A 2,272-nucleotide genomic window follows, 5' to 3' on the forward strand; every position below is an offset into this window, starting at 1 on the left:
CCCCGCCGTCCCGTGCCGTCTCGTCCGCTGATCGGGCCCTCGACCCCGGCCGGCCGGATCCGCCCGACGCCCCTCCACACCCGTCCGACCCGTTCCGGGCCCACCCGGGGCCGGAACCCACCGGTCGTGAATCACCGCACGTCATCCCGGTCGGGGACCTAATGTGGTGTCACGTTGCCCGTTCAGCGACGGGCGGTCATCCGGCCGGGAGAGGGACCACATGCACGCAGCGCCCCCGGGGCACCCGGTCCCGTCCGGTCGCGACACCGCGCCCCGCTGCCCCGTCCTGCGCGGCGCCCTCCCCCCGTTCGCCGCCGTCCTGCTGCCGCTCGGCGGCGCCGTCGTCCTCGCCGGGGGCGCCCCCCTCCTCCCGCTGGGGGCTCCCGGCATCGGCCTCGCCGTGCTCGCCTGCCTGATCGTGGCCCACCTGATGGCGCTGGGCCCCGGGCGCTGGTGGGGCGGTGCCGGCTCGGGCTCCGCCGTCACCCTGGCGGTCCTCCTGCTCTACGGCTGGACCCCCGCGGTCCTGATCGCCCTCGCCCTGGTCGGCGCGGTGGGCCTCGTGCACCGCGGACGCGCCCGGGAGGCGGTGCTGCACGCCTCCGCCGAGGTCGTCGGCATCAGCGCGGGTGCCCTGCTCCTGGCCGTCGGCGGGGTCCACCCGCGCGGTGACTCACCCTGGCACCCCCACCGGTGGGACCTCGGCGACATCCCGCTGATCGTCGCGGCGGCCTGTGCCCACCTCCTGCTCACCCGGGCGCTGTTGTGGCTGTGCCTCGCCCCCACCGGCGGTCCGAGTCGACTCCTGCGTGCCGCGCTGCTGCGCCAGGGGCTGATCTCCCTCGCCCTGCTCGGCCTCGCCCCCCTGATCGGGGTGGTCCTCGTGCACGCACCGCTGCTCCTGCCGCTCTTCGCCGGCCCGGTGATCGCCCTCGACTCCACCCTGTGGATCGCCCGGGCCCGGGCGCGCGAGCAGATCCTCGATCCGCTGACCGGCCTGCCCAACCGACAGTGGCTGCTGGAGCACATTCGCCGCCTGGTGCGGGAGTCGGAGGAGGCGGGAACCCGGTTCGCCCTCGTCCTGATCGACCTGGACCGTTTCCGCTCGGTCAACGACACCCTGGGGCACTCCACCGGCGATCGGCTGCTGGTACGGGTCGCCGACCGGATCCGCCGCGCCCTGCCCCCCGGGTCGGCGATCGCCCGCCCCGGAGGGGACGAGTTCGCCGTTCTCCTGCCGCGGGTCGAGTCGGTCACCGCCGCCCAGCGGGTGGCCCGCGACCTCACCACCGCGCTCGGGGAGCCGCTGGACCTCAACGGCATCCGCCTGGTGGTCGAGGCCGGCGCGGGTGTCGCGGTCTTCCCCGACCACGCCGGGGACGCGGAGGACCTGCTGCGGCGTGCCGACGTGGCCATGTACACGGCCAAGCAGGACCGGGACGCGGTGCAGGTGTACGACCCGTGCCGGGACGCCAACACCCCCGATCGCCTGGGCCTGCTCGGTGACCTGCGCCGGGCCCTGGAGAACCGGGACATCGCCCTGCACTATCAGCCCAAGGTCGGCTTCGACGGCCGGGTGCGGGGCCTGGAGGCCCTGGTGCGGTGGGACCACCCCGAGCGCGGATCGATCCCGCCGGCCGAGTTCATCGCCATCGCCGAGAGCTCGGGACTGATGCCCCGGCTCACCGAATACGTCCTGGAAACCGCCCTGCACCGGGTGGCGCGGTGGCGAGAGGAGGGCATCATGGTCCCGGTGGCCGTCAACGTCTCGCCCCGTGAGGTCTACGCCCCGGGTTTCGCCGGCTCCGTCGCCGCCCGCCTGGCCCGTCACGGCGTCCCGGCCGGCTCCCTGCAACTGGAGATCACCGAGAACGTCATGCTCGAGGATCCCGAGCAGGCCGCCCACACCCTCGCCGGACTCACCGTCCACGGGGTGCGGATGTCCCTGGACGACTTCGGCACCGGCTACTCCTCCCTGGTCCACCTGCGTCGGTTGCCGCTCAGCGAGCTGAAGATCGACCGTTCCTTCGTCTCCTCCCTGGCGGTGGACACCGAGGACGCCGAGATCGTGCGCTGCACCGTCGAGTTGGCCCATTCCCTGGGCCTGGTGGTCGTCGCCGAGGGGGTGGAGGACCGGGAGACCTGGGAACGCCTCCGAGAGTTGGGGTGTGACGCCGTTCAGGGGTGGCTGGTCTCCCGCGCCATGCCGGCGGAGGAGACCACGGCGTGGCTGCGCGCCCGGGCCCACACCCACGCCCTCACCGGGGAGCCC

The 2,272-nt window shown here is 74.4% G+C and carries 1 protein-coding gene; it reads left to right on the top strand.

The window, feature by feature from the left end; genetic code table 11:
• Nucleotides 1-220: 220 nt before the first annotated feature.
• Nucleotides 221-2,272 (top strand): putative bifunctional diguanylate cyclase/phosphodiesterase (locus FNQ90_RS20225; protein WP_182607667.1); only part of this gene is annotated, 2,052 nt, incomplete at its 3' end.

The sequence above is a fragment of the Streptomyces alkaliphilus genome (assembly GCF_014141535.1).
Classification (GTDB): Bacteria; Actinomycetota; Actinomycetes; order Streptomycetales; family Streptomycetaceae; genus Streptomyces; species Streptomyces alkaliphilus.